This window comes from Actinopolymorpha alba DSM 45243 (assembly GCF_000373925.1).
Taxonomy (GTDB): Bacteria; Actinomycetota; Actinomycetes; order Propionibacteriales; family Actinopolymorphaceae; genus Actinopolymorpha; species Actinopolymorpha alba.
Window position 1 is genome coordinate 1 of record NZ_KB892740.1, and the last position, 15712, is coordinate 15712.

At 66.4% G+C, this 15712-nt stretch carries 13 protein-coding genes and 1 pseudogene; 5 read left to right on the top strand and 9 right to left on the bottom strand.

Annotation, left to right across the window (positions count from 1 at the left end; translation table 11 throughout):
* Nucleotides 1-312 (top strand): annotated as a pseudogene (locus tag B141_RS0107770) (IS982 family transposase); the annotation flags it as partial.
* Nucleotides 313-385: 73 nt separating this feature from the next.
* On the opposite strand, the gene B141_RS0107775 reads toward B141_RS0107770, so the two are convergent.
* Nucleotides 386-2071 carry an asparagine synthase-related protein gene (locus B141_RS0107775; protein WP_020574593.1) on the bottom strand — a complete coding sequence of 562 codons (1686 nt, stop codon included), beginning with the start codon at nucleotides 2069-2071 and terminating at the stop codon, nucleotides 386-388.
* A 140-nt stretch (nucleotides 2072-2211) separates the two neighbouring features.
* On the opposite strand from B141_RS0107775, the gene B141_RS45375 reads away from it, so the two are divergent.
* Nucleotides 2212-2709, top strand: coding sequence for an NUDIX hydrolase (locus B141_RS45375; RefSeq protein WP_020574594.1), 498 nt, complete (start codon nucleotides 2212-2214; stop codon nucleotides 2707-2709).
* Nucleotides 2710-2746: 37 nt separating this feature from the next.
* Here B141_RS45375 and B141_RS39490 read toward each other — a convergent pair whose 3' ends face one another.
* From B141_RS39490 to B141_RS0107795, 3 genes are all read right to left on the bottom strand, one after another.
* The gene (locus B141_RS39490; RefSeq protein WP_157180871.1) at nucleotides 2747-3532 is read right to left on the bottom strand and encodes a class I SAM-dependent methyltransferase; all 786 of its coding nucleotides are present in this window, start codon (nucleotides 3530-3532) and stop codon (nucleotides 2747-2749) included.
* A 101-nt stretch (nucleotides 3533-3633) separates the two neighbouring features.
* Nucleotides 3634-4995, bottom strand: coding sequence for a sensor histidine kinase (locus B141_RS0107790; protein WP_020574596.1), 1362 nt, complete (start codon nucleotides 4993-4995; stop codon nucleotides 3634-3636).
* Entirely contained in the window at nucleotides 4992-5660 is a 669-nt protein-coding gene (locus B141_RS0107795; protein ID WP_040420682.1) for a response regulator transcription factor, read from the bottom strand. Before B141_RS0107795 ends, B141_RS0107790 begins: the two co-directional genes overlap by 4 nt.
* A 112-nt stretch (nucleotides 5661-5772) precedes the next feature.
* On the opposite strand from B141_RS0107795, the gene B141_RS0107800 reads away from it, so the two are divergent.
* Together B141_RS0107800 and B141_RS0107805 are read left to right on the top strand one after the other, a co-directional pair.
* A complete protein-coding gene (locus B141_RS0107800; protein WP_026257008.1) occupies nucleotides 5773-6573 on the top strand; it encodes a COG4705 family protein in 801 nt (266 codons plus the stop codon).
* A 212-nt stretch (nucleotides 6574-6785) separates the two neighbouring features.
* Entirely contained in the window at nucleotides 6786-7610 is an 825-nt protein-coding gene (locus B141_RS0107805; RefSeq protein WP_084678163.1) for an alpha/beta fold hydrolase, read from the top strand.
* A 66-nt stretch (nucleotides 7611-7676) separates the two neighbouring features.
* On the opposite strand, the gene B141_RS0107810 is transcribed toward B141_RS0107805, so the two are convergent.
* From B141_RS0107810 to B141_RS0107820, 3 genes are all read right to left on the bottom strand, one after another.
* Nucleotides 7677-8438 (bottom strand): SDR family oxidoreductase, encoded by a 762-nt coding sequence (locus B141_RS0107810; protein ID WP_020574600.1) that lies wholly within the window; start codon nucleotides 8436-8438, stop codon nucleotides 7677-7679.
* 192 nt (nucleotides 8439-8630) lie between these two features.
* Entirely contained in the window at nucleotides 8631-9188 is a 558-nt protein-coding gene (locus tag B141_RS0107815; RefSeq protein ID WP_051114004.1) for a DinB family protein, read from the bottom strand.
* A 100-nt stretch (nucleotides 9189-9288) separates the two neighbouring features.
* Nucleotides 9289-10515: a cytochrome P450 gene (locus B141_RS0107820; protein ID WP_020574602.1), complete on the bottom strand. Its 1227-nt coding sequence runs from the start codon at nucleotides 10513-10515 to the stop codon at nucleotides 9289-9291.
* 213 nt (nucleotides 10516-10728) lie between these two features.
* Between B141_RS0107820 and B141_RS0107825 the strand changes: the two genes are divergently transcribed.
* Complete coding sequence (locus B141_RS0107825; protein WP_020574603.1) at nucleotides 10729-13920, top strand: ATP-binding protein; 3192 nt, start codon at nucleotides 10729-10731, stop codon at nucleotides 13918-13920.
* Here the strand turns inward: B141_RS0107825 and B141_RS0107830 are convergent.
* Together B141_RS0107830 and B141_RS0107835 are read right to left on the bottom strand one after the other, a co-directional pair.
* Nucleotides 13904-14647 (bottom strand): ABC transporter permease, encoded by a 744-nt coding sequence (locus B141_RS0107830; protein WP_020574604.1) that lies wholly within the window; start codon nucleotides 14645-14647, stop codon nucleotides 13904-13906. The two genes, B141_RS0107825 and B141_RS0107830, sit on opposite strands and share 17 nt — an antisense overlap.
* Nucleotides 14644-15585 carry an ATP-binding cassette domain-containing protein gene (locus tag B141_RS0107835; RefSeq protein ID WP_026257009.1) on the bottom strand — a complete coding sequence of 314 codons (942 nt, stop codon included), beginning with the start codon at nucleotides 15583-15585 and terminating at the stop codon, nucleotides 14644-14646. The genes B141_RS0107830 and B141_RS0107835 overlap by 4 nt, the downstream gene beginning before the upstream one ends.
* Nucleotides 15586-15712: the final 127 nt, after the last annotated feature.

Sequence of the window (15712 nt, forward strand, 5' to 3'; positions counted from 1 at the left end):
CTGATCGGTGACAAAGGCTTTGCCGGCAAGGAGTTCAGCGCCCAAGCCGCGCTCGACGATGTGGCCTTCGTCCGCCCAGACCGCAGAAACGAAAAACGCCGTTTCGGCAACCTCGCCGGCATCCGCCAGCTCATCGAATCGGTCTTCGACACCGGCAAAGGCCAGCTCTCCCTCGAACTACACGGCGCCCGCACCCCCGAAAGCCTCTACGCCCGCATCGCCCAACGCCTCCTCGCCCTCGCAACCGCAATCTGGCACAACCACAACACCGGCACCCCCATCACCCGATCCCTCATCGCCTACGACCACTGAGTTAGGAATCAGTCGTCTAGGGGGGCGAAGGTCAGTGGGCTCCTCGAGCGCATCCATCCTCGGCGGACAGCGCTCACCACCAGGGAGCGCGCACGCTTTCAAGCTGGCCTTCGTAACGTTCCAGCCAAGCATTGAACACCAGCAAGGTGTGCAACCACATCCGCCCGCCCCACGTCCCGCTCAGGGCACGGGGGTCGGGGACGCTCGCCGGGTCGAGTCCTTGGCGTTCCGCGAGGCCGAGCAGCGAATGCCTGGCCCAGGATATGGCGGCGGCGCCGGCCGATCGCGATCGTGAGTACGCCGGGCGGGCGGGGTGCGGGTCGTTCGTGGACGGGAGTTCGGCCAACCGCGGGTCCGCGGCGTGGAGGCACTGCCGGTAGAAGTCGCCGCTCGTCTTCGCCTCGAGGGGCACCGACAGCGCGGCCGCCATGACCTCGTTGTCCAGAAAGGGAACGCAGACATCGGCCTCCGGCGCGAACAGCCCGAACGGCGACAGCGAAACGCAACGGGAGGTCCTCGTGAACAGCACGGTGAGGGTGGCCTCGGCGGGGTGGCCGGCGAAACGTTCCCGCTCTGTATCGAAGTCAGGCCGGGTCATCGCGCTGAGCTCGGCGACCACTTCTTCACCCACCCACGGCCGCCCACTCGCCGGTGGTTTGGCCAGCTTCGACCAGAGAACCCCACCCAACTGGTCGAAGGTCCGGCTGGCAAGGACTGACTCGTCCACGATGCGGCTCTTCAGGAGCAGGTCACCACCGAGCCCGTCGAGGATGGATCCTCTGGCCGCCCTGAGCCGGCCGGCCATGGGTTCGAGCCAACCGTGGTAGGGCGTTTGGTACTCGACCCGCCGGAACCCGTCGCCGGTGTACGCCGGCCAGTCGTCCGGCTTCGGGTCCTCGATCTCCTGCCTGATCCCGAGGTGCCGCGCCACCGGGATGCTGAGCATGACGTCGAGATCAAGTCCGTCGTCCGGGCTGGCGGTGAACGCGGTAAGTCTCCGAGGGCCGATGACGGGCGCCGCGCAGCCAGCGACCAGGCGGGAATCCCAACCCCCGCTCAAGGTGATCGTCCAGGCACGGAATCGCTTTCGCCAGCGAGTCGGCCGGGCCGCGGCGATGGAGGTCTGGATGGCCCGTCGTACCAAGTGGACGAGCTCGTCGGGTGAAGCGGGTGGCCGCCGCGCGTCGAGCACCGAAGGGAGACGTCGAGACCTGGTCAGGTGATTGCGCGCGCGGTCCCAATGCCAGGCTGCGCCCGCCGGCATGCGTTCGATCTCCTCGAACGGCGTACGCCATCCGATCGGGCTCTTGAGCGTGACTATCGACGCCCACGCCATCCAGTCGGCGTGAAGATGCCCGTCAGACAACCCACACAGGTTATGAATCGTCGGAGCGAAAACGATCGCGTCCCCGAACCGCCGGGCATAGAGGGGCTGCATTCCCAGCGACGCCGCATGGACTGTTGCCCCGGCGGCGGAGACTTCTACGCCAAGGGCCTCGCACGTATCTGATGCCTCCTGCCAGGTCGTCGGATGCTGACCTGGGCGTAACGGCCACCAGGCGAGTCCGTTCCGCTGCGAGCCCTGCCAGGACGCGAGCGGCGCGGAGCTCCAGACCGTGAGTCCGGGTGCTTCGAGCAGCCGCGCCAGTCCCGAGGCACAGCTGCGCTCTACCCGGCGGCGTTGGTCTTCGCTGGGCTGCCCGAGGATTCCGACGACTCGTGGAATCCGGTCTGGTTTCGATGGTTGGTTCGCCGACATGAAACTTCCCCCGCTGATTCATGCCTTTTCTCCCCGTCGATCCCGACTCGTACACCTCGGCCCGGCCGGCGCCATAACAGTAGGCTTCGTCGTCAGATCACGTCAGATGTGGTGAAGGGCTCATCAAGGTTGAGGAAGTCTTGTGGTCGACGACCCAGCCAGCGTTGAAGGTGCCGCACCGGATCGACCTGGTGCGATCGGCCGTACTTCCGCCGACTGATCAGATCACCTGCGCGTTCGTGCTCACGATCGGTCGTTCTGGGCGCGTCCTTCTCGCCTACGTCGACCGGCCTGGTCGGGGATGGGATGTTCCCGGTGGCCATCTCGATCCCGGCGAAACACCACAAGCGGCCGCGCTCCGCGAACTCAGGGAAGAGACCGGGTTCGCTTTGACCGAGGAAGACTTGTCCGTCATTGGCTGGACGCGATTCAGTCTCGCTGAGCGGCCGCCTGGCTACCGCTACCCGTATCCGCTCAGCTACCTGGTGTTCTTCGTCGCTCGCAGCGATAACGACGATCCGCCGACCAAACCCGAGCCTGGGTCAGAGTGCACGGCCGCTGGCTGGCTGACCGTCGCCGAGGTGGAAGAACAATGCACGAACCCGGACTGGCTGCCACTCCTGAAAGGGTGGATTTGACAACGGCCGAAGGCCGTTGGGGAGTTGTGGTCGCCAACTACCTGCGGACTCCACGGACGGAGAACATCGCAGGTAGGTCGTATCGCGCCGACCCGGTGTCGAGTTGCGGAATAGGCATGAGGTACGCCTCCGCGGCCGGAAACTCGTGGAGAAAATCGATCTCAATGCCGGCCTGAATCAAGGCGGTGACGATATCTCCGAGAGTGTGTGTCCACTCCCGCGACTCCTTGTTCTCCAGCACAGCATCGGGAACGGCGTACGATCCATCCGCTACGACAACAGTTGGTTCTGGGCTGTAGAAGTAACTGCGGTGAAGCTTCAGTCCGTCCTCGGTTTGGGTAACTGAGTTCGCAAGCGGGTGGTAGTCGAGGAGGTAGAAGACACCGCCTGGCTTGAGGAGCCGAGCGCAGGTGTCCGCCCACGCCGACAGGTCCTGGATCCACATCATGACGCCCTTGGACTTGAACACGATGTCGAAGGTTTCATCAAGGTAGTCGGCGGCTTGGAGTACGTCACAGCAGACGAACTGAGCCTTAGTCTGCACCTGCTCGGCTAGCTGGCGTGCGATACCGATAGCTTCGGAGGAGAAGTCGACCCCGGTGACCTGGGCACCTCTCTGCGCCCACGACAACGTATCCATCCCGAAGTGACACATGAGGTGAAGCAGCCGCTTGCCGGCGACCTCGCCCACCTCTTCAATCTCCAGGTCCCCGAGCTTGCTCTCGCCCTGGAGGAATGCCTTGACGTCGTAATGGCTGGAACTGGCATGCAGTGGTGTCAGTTCGTCCCACACCCTCTGATTAACCGCCGTATGCGAATCCACGAAGGTGAGGCTGCCACAATGCCTGGTAGTTGGCGACAGCTTTGATCAGCTCTTGCCCGCTCCTCAACCGGCTGGTCATCGGCCGGGCGGCAGACCTGCCGTCACGCAAGACGCATTTCGGAACTTGCGGCTGGTAAGAGGATGGCGAAGGTCGCGCCGCTGGCCGTCGACACATGATGAACGTCTCCACCCGCACTGCGGGCGAGCCTTCTGGCGAGCGGAAGCCCGAGTCCGGCACCGTCGTGCCCGTCGTCGGGATCGTGGCGCCAGCCGGGGGTGAACGCGGCCTCCGCCACCTGGTCGGCGAGGCCAGGCCCGTCATCTTCGATCAGAATCTCCACGGCGGATTCCGCTCGTCGCACGGACAGGTGAACCTCGCGGTGAGCATGGCGTACCGCGTTGTCGAGGACTGGACTGAGTACGCGCTCGAGGATGTCAGCACTGACGCCGCACTCCAGCGGCCCGCTGTCGACCCCGGAAAGCTCGATCGAGGGCACGCCGCCGACCTGTCGTTGCTCGACCATGGCGGCAAGGACCTCGGCCACGATGCAGCTGCCCGGCGGGGTGACCGCCTCCGCGCGCGCGGAGACCAGCAGGGTCTCGATGATCTGGCCCATGCGTTCGGCGCTGTCGCGGATGGATACGTGGGCCGACTGGAGTTCGTCCCGAGAGCGCGGTCTGCACAGGAGGAGCTCGGTCTCGGCGGTGATGCGCGCGAGCGGTGTACGGAGTTCGTGGGACAGCTCGGCGGAGAGTTGCTGCTCGTGTCGGAGTACGGCTGAGAGCCGATCGAGGAGGCCGTCGAGACTGCGTGCGAGGTCCTCGAGCTCGGCCGGCCGGCCGGCGGTGCCGAAGCGCTGGGTGACGTCCTGGGCGCTCCACTCGGCGGCTTGATGGGCCATCCGGTATACCGGGGCAAGCGTGCGTTTGACCGTCAGGCGCGCTACGACGTACACGCCCGCCAGCAGGAGCCCGGCAAGGGCGGCGGAGCCGATAAGAGCAATGCGGGCCGTCCGCTGGTAAGGATCGAGGTCGACGGCCGCGACGACTGTGCCGACCTGACGGTGCCCGAGGCGCAAGGGCAGCGCATACATCCGCGTCGCGCCCGGCCCTTGGCTGTCCTGGAAACGCTCACCGCGATTCGCGAGGCTCTCCACCAAGCGTTGCGGTGTCGTTGTCCTGCTGGCATCTGGTTCGAGCAGGCGGGGACCCTCGAAGATCCAGATCCCGGTGTCGAGGGCCGTGTCGTTGGGAGCTTCACGAACCCCGAGCGTCCCGTCTGAGCGGATGTCGATCGTGGCCTGCGCGGCTTCGGCTCTTGTTCGGAGCAGGTCGTCTGCCTGGCTCCGGAGCTGGTGCCCGAGTCCGTAGTTGAACGCAACCGTCAGGATGGCCACCCACATGGTGACGGTGAGCAGACCAACCAGAGCCAGCCGGCCACGCAGGGTCGAGGGGCGGGTCATGTGAGGCGGTATCCGAGTCCGCGGGAGGTCTCCAGGCAAACCGTCGCTCCGACGTCGCGCAGCTTTCGGCGCAGCCTGGCGATGTACTGGTCGAGTGTGTTGTCGGCGACGATCGCGCCGTCCGGCCACCCGACCGCCAGTAGTTGGTGCCGGCGTACGACCGAACCGCGCGCCGAGACGAGCCGGGCCAGCAGCCTGAACTCCGTCGGGGTCAAGGCGACGATCCGTTCCCGTACACCCATCTCATGGCTCACCGGATCCAGCCGCAGGTCGTCGGCGATCGCGGATGGTTCGCGCTCGGTGCGGCGTAGCGCGGCGTGGAGGCGGGCGACCAGTTCGGCGAAGTGGAATGGCTTGACGAGGTAGTCGTCGCCGCCCGCGGAGAACCCGGAGAGCCGGTCAGTGATCCCGTCACGCGCGGTGAGGAAGACCACCGGCACAGTGACACCGCGGGCTCGGAACGCCTGGCACAGGTCGCGGCCGTCGGAGTCAGGCAGACCGATGTCGATGATGATCGCGTCGACGTCGGGAACGTGAGTACGCAGGGCGCCCGCACCATTACTGGCCGAGATGACACTGAAGTCCGCCTCGCGGAGCCCACGGACCAGAATGTCCCTGAGCTCATGATTGTCCTCGACGACAAGGACCGTGGCGGCAGTCGTCATCTGCGTCATTATCCCCAGCAGGTCTTGGATCACCCCACCAACTGCCGTGCCTGGAGTGGTCCCGCCGCGCTGCTCAGGTTGTTTTCAGGTTCCCTGAACGACGCTCGCACCCATGACGAGCAACACGCATCTGGGTGTCCCACGGCCAGGAGCCCGGCAGATGCTGAACAAGGTTCCAGAGATCACGATCTACTTCTGGATCATCAAGGTCCTGTGTACGACCGTGGGTGAGACCGCGGCGGACTACCTGAACGAAAACCTCCATCTCGGTCTAACCAACACGAGCTACGTGATGAGCGTGCTCCTGATCGTGGCGCTGGTCTTCCAGTTCAGGTCGAGGAAGTACGCACCCGGCCTCTACTGGCTCGTGGTTGTTTTGATCAGCATCGTGGGCACGCTGATCACTGACAATCTGACGGACAACTTCGAGGTCGCGCTGGAAACGACCACCATCGTTTTCACCGTCGCGCTCGCGGCGACGTTCGCGGTGTGGTACGCAAGTGAGCGGACGCTGTCCATCCACACCATCTACACGTCCCGGCGAGAAGCCTTCTACTGGTTGGCGATCCTGTTCACCTTCGCCCTGGGTACGGCGGCGGGTGACCTGGTGGCCGAGCGGCTCAACTTGGGCTACTGGATCTCGGCACTGATGTTCGGCGCGGCAATCGCGCTAGTCGCCCTCGCGCACTTCCGCCTTAGTCTCAAGCCCGTTCCGGCCTTCTGGATGGCGTACATCCTGACCCGGCCGCTCGGCGCCTCGCTCGGCGACTACCTCTCCCAATCGCGCCAGGACGGCGGTCTTGGTCTGGGTACGGTCGGGACCAGCTCGCTCTTCCTCGTCACGATCCTCGGGCTCGTCATCTATCTGACCTTCACCAGAAGGGACGAGCGCCAGGCAGAGGAACTCGCCTGAGAACTCCTCATCTGGCCCCCACGTACCTGGCGGCTTGCGACTGACTTGGCGGAGGAGTTTCGGCAAAGAAGCCGAGGCACCTCCGCCAAGTCGGTTCCGGCTCCCCGCAACATTCCACGGTCTGTCTATACGAGGGTTTTGAATAGCCCTCCATTCGAGCCGGGTGCGACCGACCATGTCCCTCTGTCGGTACCTTCTGGCAGCCTGCGCGCATGGATAACGGTGAGCTGATCGATGTAGGAGAAGTGACGCTGTTCGTCCGCCGGCTTGGTCAGCGGCGGGAAGACAAGCCCTCGTTGGTAGTGCTGCACGGCGGCCCAGACATCGGCCACAGCTACCTGCTGCCCGGGTTCGAACCCTTGGCCCGTGACCATCACGTGGTTCTGTTCGACTTCCGCGGTTGCGGACGGAGCAGCCGAAACCTGCCAGAAGATGCTCTGCAACCGGAGTCCGTCATCGAAGACGCCCACCGGCTGATCGACATCCTTGAGCTGGGGCAAGTGGACCTGCTCGGCTTTTCGACCGGAGGGCGCGCCGCCGTACAGTTCGTGGACAAGCATCCCGACCAGGTACGCCGAGTCATACTCGCCTCCACCTCGGCGTACAGCAGCGCTGACAACGAGCCGTACCTTGAGAACTGGGAGGAGTACCAACGGCGCCGCGCCGCTGAGGAAGCCCAGAATTGGGCGCTACGAAACTCGACGATCTTCGTCTGGGATCTGGAGCTGGCGCCCGCGTATCTCAACCTGCTGGACGGCCTGGACGAGGGCGACTGGAGCTACGAGGCCTATCTCGCCGGGCGAATGCATCCATGGTTCTCAGGTGACCCCGAGGAGATCCTGCGAGCATCGGGCAAACCGATCCTCATCCTGCACGGCGATAAGGACATGGGCTTCCCCCTACAGCTGGCCCACCGCCTCCACGCGTCGGTGCCCAACAGCGACCTGGCGATCATCGAGAACGCCGCCCACATGTGCCACTTCGAGAAGCCCGACATCTGGTCACAGCACATCCGGGAGTTCCTGAGCCGCAAGTGAGTCTCCTGCGGTCGTAGCATCAGCACAGACAACGGCCGGAGCCTGTTGGTTGTCCCTGCCGGGTATTCATGAGAAGACGAACTGCTGCCCACCGTCGATGTCGTACGTCGCGCCGGTGAGCGCAGTGTTGCTCATGATGTGCACGGCGAGTGCGGCGACGTCGGTAGGGCCGACGACGCGGCCGATCGGGAGCGTCGCCCGCAGTTCGTTCCGGCGTTCCTCCAGTCGATCGCCGAGTAGCGAGACCGACAACGGGGTGTCGACGAAGCCGGCGGCGATGAGATTGACGCGAACCGGCGCGAGCTCAAGCGCGAGGGCTGCCGCGAACGCAGGAAGTGCGGCGGTGGCGGCCGAGGCGATCCCGAGGCCGCGAGTGACGCGCCGGGCGCCGGTCCCGCCCATGAGCAGCAATGTGCCCCCAGGCCTCATCTTGGCGGCGGCGTTGCGCGCGACCTCGAGCGCCAACACCACGTGTTCGCTGATTGCCTGGCGCACCTGTTCTGAGTCCATCTCGAGCAGCGGCCCGTATCGCGGGCCACCCGCCGTGACCATGACATGGTCGATCGGGGTTGGAAGGTCGTGGAAGAACCTCGCTACGGAAGCCGCGTCGCTGGCGTCGAAGGCCGCGGTGCGTTGCGCGTCGACTTCCAGCGCCGCTTGCTCGAGCCGGTCGGGATTGCGGCCAGTGAGAATGACATCGGCACCCTCAGCCCGCGCACGTCGAGCTGTTTCAAGCCCGATGCCCGCACTGCCGCCGATCACGACGACGGTCTGTCCGAGTAGTTCTGGTTCGCGCTGGGCGGAGGTAGGAGTGGTTGCGCTGGTCATGGCTCCTCCGATCGGCGGTGCCAGCGACCAGTCAACCGATCGCCGGCGGCGCTTGTGAGCAGAAGTCCCACACCGCCTTTCTCACCCCGACAGGCTCCGCCTCGACGAGGAATATCGCCCAGCTGACCGGGTTGAACCCGGGCCGTACGACCCGACCTCACAAGTCCAGTGGGGGAGCATGCACGCATCGTTCTAGAAGGTGAAGTCCTCTGGCGCGCCCTCACCCACGCGACCATCCACTGCCTCACGCAGGATGTCCGCGTGACCCGTGTGTCGTGCGTACTCCTCAATCATGTCCAGGAGCATGGCGCGGACAGTGGGCGTGCGGCCGCCCGGCCAGGAAAAGGACGCCGGTCCGTCGAGCCCGCGCTCCTCGATAACCTCGGCCACTACCTTGCGCGACCGCTCGACAGCTTCTCGCCACAGCGCGTAGACATTTTCCGGCGAGTCCAGCTTTCCCGTACGCCATTCCCAGTCGGGGTCGGCGTCGAAATCGACTGCGCCCCACGGAGCGCCGTACTCCTGACCGGCGAGCTTGACGGCCAGCCAGTCTGCCTCGACCAGGGCCACATGCTTGACCAGACCACCGAGTGTCATCGAACTGGCGGCCGTGGTCGCGCGCAGACCCTTCTCGTCGAGCCCCGACGTCTTCCAGGCGAAGGTCCGCCGGTTGCGCTCGAGGACTGACAGCAGGGACTCAGCCTCGGTGCGCACCGCCGACGGGGAAGGCTGTGGAGCAGTTTCACTCATGGCCGGAGCATAGCCAGCTACTTGAACGATCAAGGAAGATGGCCAGGCGAGTGTCAGTTGATCTCGCGTTCCCACACAGGTGACGCGCTCGGCCGACGGTTTACCGGGCCGTTTCGGTCCAGGTGACCGGCAGTTCGTGGACGCCGTAGATGTTCATGTCGGTCCTGAGTTTCACCTCACCGGCGGGGATGGCGAGTTCGAGAGTCGGGAGGCGACGCAGCAGTCCGTCGAAACCGGCGCGCATCTCGATGCGGGCCAGCTGCTGGCCGAGACACTGGTGGACGCCGTGGCCAAAGGACAAGTGACCACGGGCCTGGCGGTGGACGTCCAGGGCGTCGGGGTTCTCGAAGCGCCGGGGGTCGCGGTTGGCGGCCAGCAACGAGATGACGACGGTCGATCCCTTTCCGATCGTCTCGCCGCCGAGTTCGATGTCCTCCGTGGCGTAGCGAAAGAAGATGTCCGCAACGGACAGGTAGCGCATGAGTTCCTCGACGGCACCGGGCAGCAGATCCGGGTTGGCGCGCAACTCGGCCAGCTGCTCGGGGTGCTCCAGGAGCGCGAACGTGCCCAGCGCCAGCATGTTGGCGGTGGTCTCGTGGCCCGCGAGCAGCAGCAGGAAGGCGATGCCGACGAGCTCCTCGATGGTGAGGTCGTCATCGCGGGCCAGGTCGGACAGGATGTCTTCGCCGGGTTCGGCGCGCTTGCGTGTGACCAGTTCGGCGAGGTAGGTGGTCATTGCGCCGTACGCGGCGATCTTCTCCTCGAGCGACTGGTCCCTGACCAGGAACTTGGCGGAGTTGACCTGGAAGGTCTCCCGGTCCGCGTAGGGGACGCCGAGCAGCTCGCAGATCACCAGCGAGGGCACCGGCAGCGCGAACTCCTTGACCAGGTCGACCGGCGGGGTCAGGCGCGCCAGCTCGTCCAGTTGCCGCTCGGCGATGGCGATGATCTGTTCTTCGAGCATTTTCATGCGCCTGACGGTGAAGGCGCCGATGAGCTTGCGCCGCAGCCGGGTCTGGTCCGGCGGGTCCATAGCGACGAACAAGCCCGGCGTCTGCGGGGACGGCTCGGTCTGCACGGGCATACCGGGCGTCTCGTACGGCACGTGGATGATGCCGAGGTCCTGGCGGGAGCTGAACCGGGTGTCGGCCACGAGCTGGCGGACCGCTTCGTAGCCGGTGACGAGCCAGCCCTCGTGACCGTCGGGGAAGACCATGCGACTGACCGGACGGGCCTCGCGCAGCCGGGTGATCTCGCGGGGCGGGTCGAAGGGACCCGCGTCGCGCTCCATGGAAAGGCCCTGCGGGATGGGAACCGTTTGACTCATCGGATCTCCTTCGTGGCGGGTTGTTGCATCCACAGTCGCCGACGGACCTGACATACGACTGACACGGCTCTGACACCGACTGACCTGCGGTGGCCGCGGCAGGCCTGGCCGCCATGATCCACAAGACACGCCCACGGGGCCATTGCTTCAGCAACCTTCTGCGCCGCGTCAGCAGTCGGAGTCCTGCCCATCGCCCATGGCAAAATCAGCCGGGTGCAGATCGGGATGCTTGGACCATTCGAGGTTCGTACGGACGACGGCGTCCTAGCCGACGTGCCGGGCGCCCGGCTGCGCGCACTGTTGATCGCCCTCGCGCTCGAACCAGGTCGCGCAGTCCCGAAGGCGACGCTCGTCGACTGGATTTGGGGTGAACACCCGCCCTCCGACGCAGCGAATGCCTTGCAACGCTTGGTTTCCCGGCTGCGGAAGGCACTGCCGGAAGGGTTGGTCGAAGGGCAGACGGACGGCTACCGGTTGAGGGTGGAACCCGACGCTGTCGACGCCGTGCGGTTCGAACGCCTCGTCGCCCACGCCCGAAATGACGAGGATCCACAGGGAGTACGGCGGCTGCGCGAGGGCCTCGCGTTGTGGCGCGGCGCGGCCATGCAGGACGTCGGTTTGCCCGATAGCGCAGCGTTTGACGCGGCGGTCACCCGGCTCGAAGGGCTACGCCTGACAGCCATGGAGGACCGGTTCGATGCGGAGATCAGCCTCGGCCACGGTGCGGAGCTGGTCACGGAACTGACCGACTTGGTGGCCGCGCACCCGGTGCGAGAACGCCTTGTCGCCGCGTTGATGCGCGCCCTCGTCGCGACCGGTCGCGACACCGAGGCGCTGCTCGCGTACGAGCGCACCAGGGAAACCCTGGCCGACGAGCTGGGCGTCGACCCCTCATCGGAGCTGTCCGCACTGCACGTCGCGCTGCTGCGGGGCGAGTTGGGACGGCGGGAGGAAAACCGCAAGACCAACTTGCGTGCCGAGCTGACCAGCTACGTCGGCAAGGACGCTGATGTCGCCGCGGTCCGCGACCTCATCGCCGAACACCGGCTCACCACCCTGATCGGACCGGGCGGCTCGGGGAAGACCCGGCTGGCCACGGAAACCGCGCGCACCCTGCTCGGCGACCTGCCGGACGGGGTCTGGGTGGTCGAACTCGCGGCCATCGGCGCTGATGGTGACGTGGCACAAGCAACGCTCGACGCGCTCAGGCTGCGGGATCCGCTGCTCGGCGAGGCACCGGACGCGGAGCCGACGGATCGGGTCATCGCCGCGGTCCGCGAGCGGGCGATGTTGCTGATTCTGGACAACTGCGAGCACGTGATCGAGTCCGCGGCGACCTTCGCCCATCGCGTGCTCGGAGAGTGCCGGCGGCTGCGGATCCTCGCGACGAGCAGGGAACCCCTCGGCATCACCGGTGAGGCACTGTGGCCGGTCGCGCCGTTGGTCCTACCAGCAGAGGAGGCCGGCCCCGCCGAGATCGAGTCCGCTCCGGCCATCCGGCTGCTGCAGGACCGAGCCGGCGCGGTGCGCAAGGACCTCGCGGCCGACGCCACCACGTTGTCGGCGATGGCGCGCCTGTGCCGGGCGGTGGACGGGATGCCACTGGCAATCGAACTCGCCGCGGCCAGGCTGCGCACGATGACCCTCGATCAGCTTGCCGACCGGCTCGACGATCGGTTCCGCCTGCTGACCGGTGGCAGCCGCACCGCGCTGCCGCGGCACCGGACGCTGCGTGCGGTGATCGACTGGAGCTGGGAACTCCTCACCGACGGCGAGCGGATGGTGCTGTGCAGGCTCTCGGTGTTCTCCGGTGGTGCGAGCATGGAAGCGGCCGAGTGGGTCTGCGCAGACACGGGGGGCGGGCCCACAGGGGATGGGCCCGAAGGGCAGGGGAGCGGGAAGAACACGCCGGTCGAGGCGGGTGAGGTGCTCGAGTTACTGACCGCGCTGACCGAGAAGTCGCTGGTGGTCACCGAGGGCGACCGGGCGCCGCGCTACCGGATGCTCGGCACGATCAAGGAGTACGCCCAGCAGCGTCTCGCGGAGGCGGGGGAATCGGATCTCGCGCGCCGTGCGCATCTCGCGTACTTCACCGAACTCGCCGAAACCGCGGAGCCGCAGCTTCGCCGTGCCGACCAAGTGGAATGGCTTGCCACGCTCGGGGCCGAGCACGACAACCTCGGCGCGGCGATGCGCGGCGCGCTCGCGGCCGGCGATGCGCCGGCGGCGATGCGGCTCGCGGCGGGCGCCGGGTGGTACTGGTGGCTCGCCGGGCACAAGACCGAAGGCTTGGAGCTGATCACCGCGGCCACGGAAATGCCCGGCGAGGTGACCGATGAGGTCCGGGCCACGGTGTACGCCCTCATCGTGCTGTTCGTGACCTCCGGGCCCGGCGACGAACAGCAGGCGGCGGAGTGGATCCACAAGGCGTACCAGGTCAGCCGTCACCTCGAGGGCGGCCATCCGGGGCTGGGACTCGTCGTCGCGATGGAACACCTATTGCACGGACCAGACGGGGCCTTGACCGCGTTCGAACCGGCGTTGGACGACGAGGATCCCTGGGTACGCGCCCTGGCCCGGCTGCAACTCGGCAAGATGCGGGTCATCTTCGGTCAAGGCGGGCGGGACGCCGACGAGTATCTCGAGACGGCGCTCACCGAGTTCGAGGCGATCGGTGAACGCTTCGGGATCTCCTTCGCGCTCACCGAGCTGGCCGAGCTCATCGCCATGCACGGTGAGCTCGCTCGCGCGTGCGAGCACTACGAAGAGGCGATCGCGGCCGTCACCGAGATCAATGCCGTCGACGATGTCATCCGGATGCGGGCGCGACAGGCTCAGCTGTACTGGCTGCTGGGCGACAAGGAGTCCAGTGCGGCCGCCATCGGCGAGGCCCAACGGCGTGCGGAAGGGGTCGCCTGGCCGGGCACGCTGGCCGTGCTGGCTCTCTCGAAGGCGGAACTCGCCCGCTGGGGCGGCGACGCCGAGGAGGCGTACCAGCAACTCGACGTCCTCAGGACCGTGCTGGGCGACGAAGCGGAGCGGCCGAACATCCGCGCAACGACACACGACCTTCTGGGCTACCTCGCCAGCGATCTCGACGAGGCCCGCGAGCACCGCGCGGCGGCCTGCGAGGCGGCGGCCGAGGCGGGGCACGCGATCACGATCGCGCAGGTGCTCATCGGGGTCGCGGACCTGGCGCTGCGCCGCGACCAGTACGAGCAGGCCGCGCGGCTGCTCGCGGCGAGCACCAGCGTGCGCGACCTGCCGGATCGTTCCCAACTGGATGCGGCCCGGATCGAGCGGGCCACGCGGCATCGCCTCGGTGACACGCGGTTCACCGAGGCGACGCAGGAGGGGGCGCAGGCGAGCTGGCGCGAGCTGGTCGCGGTCACGCTCGCTTCTTGAATGTAGAGGACGCCCACAGGTACCCGACGAGAGCGATCCCGACGCACCAGGCGAGCGCGGTGATCAGGTCGCTGGTGTCCGGCGCGCCGTTGAGCAGCCCGCGCAGGGTTTCGATGATCGGCGTGAAGGGCTGGTACTCCGCGAACTGCCGGAGGCCCGGACCCATCTTCTCCGCCGGCACGATCGCGCTGCTGAAGAACGGAAGCATGACCAGCGGCACGGAGGCCATGCCCGCCGATTCCGGGGATTTCGCCGCCAATCCCAAGGCGATCGTGAGCCAGCCGGCCGCGAGACCGAGCAGCACGACGAGGCCGACCACGCCGAGCCAGTCGAGGAAACTCGCCGACGGACTGAATCCCAGTAGGAAGGCCACTCCGATGATCGCCGCGATGGCGATCAGATTGGTCAGCAGACTGGCAATGACGTGACCGTTCAAGACGGCGCTGCGAGAGACGTCCATGACCTTGAACCGGTTGATGATGCCCTTGGTCATGTCGGAGTTCACCGTCGTCGCTACGGACCCCAGCCCGTAACAGACCGCCAACAGCATGAGTCCCGGCGTCGCGTAGTCGACGTAGTCGACACCGACGTTGAAAGCGTCTCCGAGCATGTACACGAACATCAACATGACCACGACCGGCATCAGGACCGCGTTGAACACCGTGATCGGATTCCGGGCGATGTGTTTGAAGTTGCGGCGCAACATCACGATCGAATGGGACTTCATTTCGCGACCACCTCCGTGGTGTGGCCCGTGAGGGCGAGGAAAACGTCATCGAGGTCCGGCGTGTGCACGGTGAAGCCTTCGGCGTGGAGCGAGTACTCGTCGAGCCTGTCCAGCAGAGCCCGCAACGACTTCGTGCCGCCATCGCTGGGAACCCGCAGGGCCAGTGCCTCGTCGTCCCGCGTCGAGTCGGGGAAGATCCGCGCGGCCGCGTCGAGTTCGGCGACGGTGGTGAACCGGAGCCTGACGTGCGTCCCGGGCATCTGGCGTTTGAGCTCGTCGGGAGTGCCCTGGGCGACCAGGCGGCCCTGATCGAGTACCGCGAGCTGGTCGGCGAGCTGGTCGGCTTCGTCGAGGTACTGGGTGGTGAGGAAGATGGTCACACCGTCGGCCACCAAATCGCGGATGATCGACCACATCGTGCGACGGCTGCGCGGGTCCAGACCCGTCGTCGGCTCGTCCAGGAAGATGATCCGCGGGTTGCCGACCAGCGTCATCGCCAGGTCGAGCTTCCGGCGCATGCCTCCGGAGTAGGTCGACGCGGACTTCCGCGCCGACTCCACCAGATCGAAGCGCTCCAGCAGATCGGTGACGATCCGCCTGCCGTTGTTGGAGGCGCCTCGGTTCAGATCCACCATCAGCTGCAGGTTCTCCTGCCCCGTCAGCAGCTCGTCCACCGCCGCGAACTGACCGGTGACACCGATCGCCGCGCGCACCGCCTTGGCCTCGGTCGCGACGTCATGCCCGGCAACGCGCACCGTCCCACCATCGGCCTTCAACAACGTGGTCAGCACGTTCACCGTCGTGGTCTTGCCGGCCCCGTTCGGGCCGAGCAGGGAGAAAACCGTGCCCGCGCGAACATCCAGATCGATGCAGTCGAGCACGATCTTGTCCTTGTAGGCCTTTCGCAGTCCTGAGACCGCAATCGCTGAACTTGTCATGCGACCACTGTCATCGGCCGGCCTGTCACCCACCTGACACGCGCCTGACACGACCACTGACACGGCCATGTCAGCACGATGACTGACCGGTGTCAGGCCGGCGGGCGATCGTGGTTGTCGTGATCAG